The organism is uncultured Salegentibacter sp. (genome assembly GCF_963972535.1).
Taxonomy (GTDB): Bacteria; Bacteroidota; Bacteroidia; order Flavobacteriales; family Flavobacteriaceae; genus Salegentibacter.
Window position 1 is genome coordinate 69,156 of record NZ_CAXAVR010000002.1, and the last position, 8,389, is coordinate 77,544.

Annotated in this window: 7 protein-coding genes and 1 pseudogene; 7 read left to right on the plus strand and 1 reads right to left on the minus strand. The window is 36.6% G+C overall.

The window, feature by feature from the left end; all coding sequences use genetic code 11:
* Window positions 1–69: 69 nt before the first annotated feature.
* Complete coding sequence (locus tag AACZ30_RS00655) at window positions 70–1,194, plus strand: sialidase family protein (protein ID WP_339646697.1); 1,125 nt, start codon at window positions 70–72, stop codon at window positions 1,192–1,194.
* 287 nt (window positions 1,195–1,481) lie between these two features.
* Window positions 1,482–2,204, plus strand: a complete 723-nt coding sequence (locus tag AACZ30_RS00660) for a DUF1080 domain-containing protein (protein WP_339646700.1) — start codon at window positions 1,482–1,484, stop codon at window positions 2,202–2,204.
* 4 nt (window positions 2,205–2,208) lie between these two features.
* On the opposite strand, the gene AACZ30_RS00665 is transcribed toward AACZ30_RS00660, so the two are convergent.
* A complete protein-coding gene (locus AACZ30_RS00665) occupies window positions 2,209–2,916 on the minus strand; it encodes an FCD domain-containing protein (protein ID WP_075326319.1) in 708 nt (235 codons plus the stop codon).
* Between the two features lie 114 nt (window positions 2,917–3,030).
* Here AACZ30_RS00665 and AACZ30_RS00670 point away from each other — a divergent pair, with 114 nt between their 5' ends.
* From AACZ30_RS00670 to AACZ30_RS00690, 5 genes and pseudogenes are all read left to right on the plus strand, one after another.
* Window positions 3,031–4,185 carry an AGE family epimerase/isomerase gene (locus tag AACZ30_RS00670; protein WP_339646706.1) on the plus strand — a complete coding sequence of 385 codons (1,155 nt, stop codon included), beginning with the start codon at window positions 3,031–3,033 and terminating at the stop codon, window positions 4,183–4,185.
* 114 nt (window positions 4,186–4,299) lie between these two features.
* A complete protein-coding gene (locus AACZ30_RS00675; RefSeq protein ID WP_339646709.1) occupies window positions 4,300–5,976 on the plus strand; it encodes a beta-N-acetylhexosaminidase in 1,677 nt (558 codons plus the stop codon).
* A gap of 2 nt (window positions 5,977–5,978) precedes the next feature.
* Window positions 5,979–6,905, plus strand: coding sequence for a TIM barrel protein (locus tag AACZ30_RS00680; protein ID WP_339646712.1), 927 nt, complete (start codon window positions 5,979–5,981; stop codon window positions 6,903–6,905).
* 3 nt (window positions 6,906–6,908) lie between these two features.
* On the plus strand, window positions 6,909–7,949 hold the full coding sequence (locus AACZ30_RS00685) for a formylglycine-generating enzyme family protein (protein ID WP_339646715.1): 1,041 nt from the start codon (window positions 6,909–6,911) through the stop codon (window positions 7,947–7,949).
* Window positions 7,950–7,965: 16 nt separating this feature from the next.
* Window positions 7,966–8,389 (plus strand): annotated as a pseudogene (locus AACZ30_RS00690) (dehydrogenase); the annotation flags it as partial.

Consider the following 8,389-nt stretch of genomic DNA (forward strand, 5'->3'; position numbering starts at 1 on the left):
GTTAGTTAGTTAGTTAGCTGAAAAGGCCGCACTTGCGGCCTTTTTTAAAATTTAATTAAATTAAAAATTATGAAAAAAATTGTATTACTAATAGTGCTCGGTGCTTTTTTGCAAGGTTGCAATGATAACGCTAAAGAAAAAGAAGCCAAAATAGAAGAAATTAATGAGCCTGAAACACAGGAGTTAGTGTTTGAAGATCTTTTTAATGCAGAAGCTAAAGAGAATATTGCCTGTTATCGTATCCCTTCTTTGATAACTGCTCCTAATGGAGATCTTATAGCTGCAATAGATGAGAGAGTACCTTCTTGTGCTGATTTAAGAGGGAGCAAAGATATAAATATTGTACAGCGTAGAAGTACCGATAATGGTAAAACCTGGAGCGAAATTGAAACGGTAGTTGATTTTCCCGAGGGAGAATCTGCATCAGACCCTTCTATGATTGTTGATGAAGAGACAGAAGAAATTTTTATGTTCTATAACTTTATGGATCTTGACAATGAAGCGAATATCTATTATCTACATGTAGTTTCGAGTAAAGACAACGGCAAAACCTGGACAGAACCCCGCGATATTACTACGGAAATTGCTAAGGATGAATGGCATAAAGATTTTAAATTCATTACTTCTGGACGTGGAACACAAACAAGCTCTGGGAGGCTACTGCATACCCTTGTAAACCTGGATAATGGTCTACATTTATTTGGTAGTGATGACCACGGAGAAAGCTGGTTTTTAATCGACACCCCAATTCAGCCTGCTGATGAATCTAAGGTTATTGAGCTTGCCGATGGAAGATATATGATTAATGCTCGAGTGAATACAGGTGAAGGACATCGATATGTACATATTTCTGATGATAAGGGAGAAAGTTGGGAAACCCGTCCCGAAACTAAATTAACCGACCCAGGAAATAATGCAAGTATTATTCGGTATACTCGTGAAGATAAGAACGAAAAAGATATACTGCTTTTTTCAAATTCCAATGATGCCGAGAAAAGAAAAAACCTAAGCGTTCGTATAAGTTATGACGAAGGAGAAACCTGGAGTGAAGGAAAAACTATATATCCTGGATCTGCAGCCTATTCTGATCTTACGGTTTTAGAGAATGGTGATATAGGTGTGTTTTTTGAAGCCGATGGCTATTCCAGGAATCTTTTTACAAGCTTTTCTTTAGAATGGTTGACTGATAAATAAAAACAATAACCAAAATACTTTCAATTATCCAGACTTGGTATTCTTTAATAATTTCACAGGTTTCCTTGATTAATTACAGTTGATTTAATTTAGCCAGTTGTGAATACCGAGATCTGGATTTTTTACAATACTAAATCAAAATTCCGCCCGGGAATTTTGATTTTGGTGTTTTTAAACTATTTTAACACCTAATTTTCCTATTTAATATTCAGATGAAATATAATATTATTAAATTCTTTTGTTATTCCGCTAGCATTTTAATTTTGGTTTCTTGTAAAGTAAATACTTTGAAAAGTGAAAAAGATGATGGTTGGGAATATTTATTCAATGGAAAAAATCTGGATAACTGGATAGTGAAAATTCACAAGCATGAATTGGGTGATAATTATCAAAACACTTTTCAGGTTAGGGACGGAGTTATTCAGGTAAATTATAAGGGATATGAACGTTTTAACGAAAGATACGGTCATCTTTTTTATGAGAAACCATTTTCAAATTATCACTTAAAATTTGAATATCGTTTTACTGAAGAATGGATGGAAGATGCGCCAGGCTACACTTACCGAAACAGCGGAGTGATGTTTCATTCTCAGGATCCTAAAACCATTTTAAAAAATCAGGATTGGCCTATTTCAGTTGAATATCAAATGCTGGCAGATGCCGGTGACGGCAATCCACGCCCAACGGGAAATATGTGTTCCCCGGGCACTGAAGTTTTTTTTGAGGGAGAAATGGACCCACGGCATTGTATTAGTTCCTCTTCAGATACTTACTTATGGAACGAATGGGTGCAAGCTGAATTGATAGTTCAGGACAGTCTTGTAATTCATAAAGTGAATGGTGAAACGGTATTAAAATATACAAAACCTCAAATTGGTGGTGGTACCACTGAAGGTTATGATCCGGAAATTAAACAAGATGGAAAACTTTTAACCCAGGGATACATTGGTCTTCAGGCCGAAGGGCAAGGAGTTGAATTTCGGGATATTAAAATTAAGCGACTTGAATAAAAATTTATTTTTCTTTAAAAATAGAATCAAAATGAGGTTCTAAATGATGACGCATGGCATTTCTAAATGTTTCTGGTGTTCCAATTTTTATATTATCCATTAACATTCGGTGAGTAACAAAATGTCCTGAAGAATATCGATGTTTAAAATCTTGCGGAGTGTTTTTTAAATGAACATATTCAAAAACGGGTAATAATAATTGCTGAAAGCCTTGCAGGGTTTTATTATTTGAAATTTGGTAGAGTTTCCCGTGAAAAGCTATTTCCTTATCAAGGCTAAAATGGCTTTGATCTGATTCCTGTTCCTCTTCCTTTACAACAATCTCTTCCAGATCATCTAAATCTTTTTGGGTTTTTCTTTCAAAAAGAAAATCTGCCATTCCCATTTCTAAGATTAAACGCAGTTCAAAAAGATTCTTTAATATACCGGTGCCCAATAGCGTGGGATCTAAAATACGAGCAAAATTATTTATAATATCTGGTTCTGTAAGAACCATGCCTCTATGTTTTTTTGATTCCACCAATCCAAGGGTTCTTAGCCTTAGTAATGCCTCCCTTATAACCGTACGACTAACTCCCAGTGATTCAGAAAACTCAAGTTCTTTGGGAATTGGATCTCCGGGTTTTAAATTGTTATTTTTAAAAAATTCTAAGAGTCGAATTTCAACTTTATCAACCAGAGAAAGTGTATCAATAGGTTTTATGTTCTTCATAGTCATGCAAATATTCCAAAAAAGCTAAGAAATAAAAATAATTTATAAAATATCAGATAATAGAGGATAAAGATATAACTAATTTTTATATTCGTATTATGTTATACATATTATATGAATTCAACTATATATAAAAAAGCACTTTTAGAAGATGTTATTCCTTTTTGGAGCAACTTTTCAATCGATAAGACACATGGTGGTTATTTTTCGTGCTTAACCCAGGAAGGCCAGGTGTATGATACTGATAAATTCGTCTGGTTGCAGGGAAGGCAAGCCTGGATGTATTCGTTTCTTTTCAATAATGTAGATCAAAAAAAGGAATGGCTTGACATTGCTAAAAACGGGATTGACTTCTTGCGCACCCACGGCATGGATGAAAATGGTAACTTTTATTTTTCCCTTTCTCGTGAAGGGAAACCACTTATTGCCCCCTATAATATTTTTTCCGATTGTTTTGCAACGATGGCTTTCGGGCAATATGCAAAAGCCAGTGGAGATAAAGAGATTGAAGCACTGGCTCGTAAAACCTACTATAATATTCTAGATAGAAAGGAAAATCCAAAAGGTAAATACGATAAAACTACGGGTAACCGGCCCCTTAGAAATTTTTCCCTTCCAATGATTTTATCTAATCTCGTTCTGGAACTGGAATCGGTCTTACCAAAAGAAGAAGTTGATCTGCGGCTGGAACACAGCATAACAGAAGTGATGGAGGTGTTTCTTCAGGACGATGGATTGATTTACGAAAACTTAAATCCGGACGGTTCATTTTCAGATAGTTTTGAAGGTCGTCTTATTAATCCGGGCCACGGTATTGAAGCGATGTGGTTCATGATGGATATTGCAAAAAGGAAGAATGATAAAAAATTGTTGGAGGAAGCGGTCCAGGTGGTTTTAAATACCTTAGAATTTGGCTGGGATAAACAATACGGCGGAATTTTTTACTTTCTTGATATTAAAGGTTATCCACCCCAGCAGTTAGAATGGGATCAAAAACTTTGGTGGGTACACCTGGAAGCCCTTGTGGCGCTCTCAAAAGCCTATAGTTTAACCAAAAACCAGGAAGTATGGGAGTGGTATAAAAAAGTCCATGAATATGCGTGGAGTAAATTTTCCGACGAAAAGAATGGCGAGTGGTTTGGCTATTTAAATAGGCAGGGTGAACCACACCTTAGTTTAAAAGGAGGGAAGTGGAAAGGTTGTTTTCATGTGCCTCGTGCTATGTATCAATGCTGGCAGGCTTTCGAAAATATTGAAAATTCACATTAATTAAAGGTAATTTTAGTTTTAAAGATATCGAAAGTTAAAAATTATGAAGTATAAATTTTTAATTTTTGATATGATAATTATATTTATTGAATATTTATAAATGGAAAGTTAGTTATGAAAAAACTTATCACCCTTTTATTTTTAATTGCAACTCTTTTGGCATGCGATAAATCCAAATCTTATGAGGAGTTTGCACAAGTTGAAAATAAGAAGCAAGATTATGCTATAATTCCGCTTCCACAAAAAATGGAAACTTCAAATGGGATTTTTGTTATAGACGAGAATACTCAAATACAGGCAAAAGAAGAATTAAGTCAGGAAGCTGAATTTCTTGCTGATTATATTGGGGAAATTGCCGGTATTACCCCAGCAATTAAATCTGATAAAGATGAGTTGAAAAGAATTATTAGTCTTAAAATTTCAACTGATTTTGATCAGGATGAAGCCTATAATTTAAAGATTACATACGAAAAGGTTGTAGTTGAAGGAGCTTCAGCTAAAGGTGTTTTTTATGGGATACAAACGCTAAAACAACTTCTTCCTTTAAAATCTGAACTTCAAAATGAATCTGCAACAATCAGTATTCCTGCCGTAACTATTTCAGATGCACCAGCATTTGATTATCGCGGCATGCATTTAGATGTGGCCCGACATATGTTTCCGGTAGCTTTCATTAAAAAATATATAGATCTAATAGCAATCCATAAAATGAACACTTTCCACTGGCATTTAACCGAAGATCAGGGGTGGAGAATCGAAATCAAACAATATCCTAAACTTACCGGGATTGGCTCTATTAGGAAAGAAACGATGATAGAAAAGAATTTTGATCCATATAAAGGTGATGGTGAAGAATATGGAGGGTATTACACGCAAGAAGAAGTTAAAGATATCGTAGAGTATGCTGCCAAAAGACATGTAACTGTTATCCCCGAAATAGAATTGCCAGGCCACTCTCGCGCAGTTTTAGCTGCCTATCCAGAATTAGGTAATAATACAGGCCCCTATGAAGTGGCTACAAAATGGGGAGTATTTGATGAAATATTGGCACCAAAAGAAGAAACTTTTGAATTCCTGGAAAATGTTTTAACCGAGGTTATGGGATTATTCCCAAGTGAATATATTCATATTGGTGGAGATGAAGCACCAAAAACAGAATGGGAAAAAAGTGCCCAGGCGCAGGAAGTTATAAAACGAGAGGGGCTTGAAGATGAGCACGAATTGCAAAGCTATTTTATTAGGCGAATTGAGAAATTTCTAAATAAAAATGGTCGTCAAATAATTGGCTGGGACGAGATTCTTGAGGGAGGCCTTGCTCCTAATGCCACGGTAATGTCTTGGAGAGGTAACCAGGGTGGGATTGAAGCTGCTAAACAAAAGAATAATGTAGTGATGACTCCGAATACTCATTTGTATTTTGACCATTATCAAGCCCATCCTGAAAATGAACCTCTGGCAATTGGAGGCAATTCTACTGTGGAACATGTATATTCTTTTGATCCTGTTCCTGAAGAATTGTCAGCTGAAGAAGAAAAGTATATTATGGGAGCGCAAGCCAATGTTTGGACTGAATATATGAAAGATTCAGATTACGTAGAATATATGATTTTACCGAGAATGACTGCTTTATCTGAGGTAGTTTGGACCTATCCTGAAGAACGTAACTGGGAAGAATTTAAAAGCAGATTAACCGAATTTAAAAAACACTACGACGAAATGGATTTAAATTATGCCACGCATGTTTTTGAAGATTCTCAATCAACTAAAAATGAACCTACAGCAGCTAAATAATAATGAATAGAAGAACCTTTGTTAAGCAAAATATAGCAGCATCTGCTTTGGCCGGTTTGGCGCCGGTAGGAGCTTTTGCTGCTAATTTCAATGAAAATACTTTTTCAAATGAGGTTAATTTCAATCTTGATTATGCCCCTCACCAGGGAATGTTTAGTAGCCACGCAGGAGAAGATCCCATAGATCAGCTTAATTTTATGGCAGATCAGGGTTTTAAGGCCTTTGAGGATAATGGAATGAAAGGAAGGACGGTGGCGTTACAAGAAGAAATGGCTGCGACAATGGCCAAAAGAAATATACGAATGGGTGTTTTTGTGGCCCATACTATTTACTGGACCAAACCTAATTTAGCTAGTGGAGATAAAGATTTGCAAAATGAATTTCTAAAAGAAATCAGAGAATCGGTAGAGGTGGCTAAACGTGTTAATGCGAAATGGATGACGGTGGTGCCGGGTTATGTAGATCAACGCCAAAATAAGCAATATCAAACCGCAAATGTGATAGAATCTTTAAGGCGTGCTGCCGATATTTTAGAACGCCACGATCTCACAATGGTATTGGAGCCTCTTAATTTTAGAGACCATCCCGGTTTATTTTTGAGCGAATCACCCCAGGCTTATCAAATTTGTAAGGCTGTAAATAGTCCTTCCTGTAAAATACTTTTTGATATTTATCACCAACAAATTCAAGAAGGGAACCTAATTCCTAATATTGAGGCAAGCTGGGATGAGATAGCATACTTTCAGGTAGGCGACAACCCGGGAAGAAATGAACCCACTACCGGTGAGATCAATTATAGAAATGTATTTAAATATATCCATTCAAAAGGTTTTGATGGGATAGTAGGTATGGAACACGGGAACTCCCTGCAGGGAAAAAAGGGTGAAATCGCCGTAATAAAAGCATATAAACAAAGTGATGATTTTTAAAAAATGAGATATATAAATTTTTTTGTTACCTGTTTAACTTTGGCTTCTGTTGAATTTTACGGCCAGGACAAGTTAGAAAATTATGTTCAGGAACTTTCAGGTACAGATTTAGAGATTAAAATGGTTGCTATTCCTGGCGGGGAATTTCAAATGGGTAGTTTGCCAGAAGAATTTGGTCATTATGAAGATGAAGCACCGTTACATAAGGTACAGATTGATCCTTTTTGGATGGCATCTCACGAAATTACGTGGAAGCTTTTTAAGCTCTACCTGGAGCGTCCGTTAAATGATTTGCCATTAGAGAATAAGGCTAAGGATGTAACTATTAAAGTTGATGCTATTTCAGGTGCTACTATGCTTTCCAAGAATAAGGCTAATGAAGTAGAAATAAAAGTTGATGCCGTTTCAGGTGCTACTGTGCCTTATGTAGATATGAGTTTGGGAATGGGAACAGGCGATGGTATGCCGGTAGTGAATATTACCTATCTGGCCGCGCAAAAATTCTGTAAATGGCTTTCAGCAAAAACAGGATATTTTTATCGCTTACCCACTGAGGCAGAATGGGAATATGCTGCCAGGGCTGGGAATCAATCTGCTTACCATTTTGGCGACAATCCTGACGATTTAGATGAATATGCCTGGTTTTATGAAAATAGTGACGGTCATTACCACGCCGTGGGTTCAAAGAAACCAAACCAATGGGGACTTTATGATATGCACGGAAATGTTGCGGAGTGGACTTTAGATGCTTATAGCACTGATGCTTATAAGAACAGGGAGGATCTCACCTCTAATCCTTTTGTAGTACCAGAAAATGAATATCCTCATAGTGTGAGGGGAGGCTCTTATTATGATGATGCTGAATACTTAAGAAGTGCAGCTCGTTTGGGATCCAGTGAGAACTGGAAAATGCGCGACCCTCAATTCCCGAAAAGTAAATGGTGGAATACCGATGCTCAATTTGTAGGATTTAGGATTGTAAGAGATCCCAATACGCCAGCAGCATCAGATTATGAAAAATATTGGGGGTCAATTACTCCTTGATTTAAAACTTTTAAAAATGAAAAAAACAGAACCAATTAAGCCAGATTTTATAAAAAATTCACGGAGAACGTTTTGTAAAACTACAGCGCTTTTTTCCGCCGGAATGATGATACCGGCTATGGAAATGAATGCTATGTATAATGTTTTTAACGACGAAAAGCTGAAACTGGCCGTGGTGGGATGCGGAGGTCGCGGCACAGGTGCTGTAAATCAAGCTCTAAAAGCCGATGAAAATGTACAGTTGGTTGCTATGGCAGATGCTTTTGAAGACCGACTTCTTAGTAGCTTGGGCCAGTTGGAAAAAGAGTTTGTTGGTTCTGATAAAGTAAAGGTTAAAGAAAAAAATCGGTTTACCGGTTTTGATGCTTATAAAAAAGCTATCGACCTGGCAGATGTAGTAATACTTACGACACCACCGGGTTTTAGACCCCACCATTTTG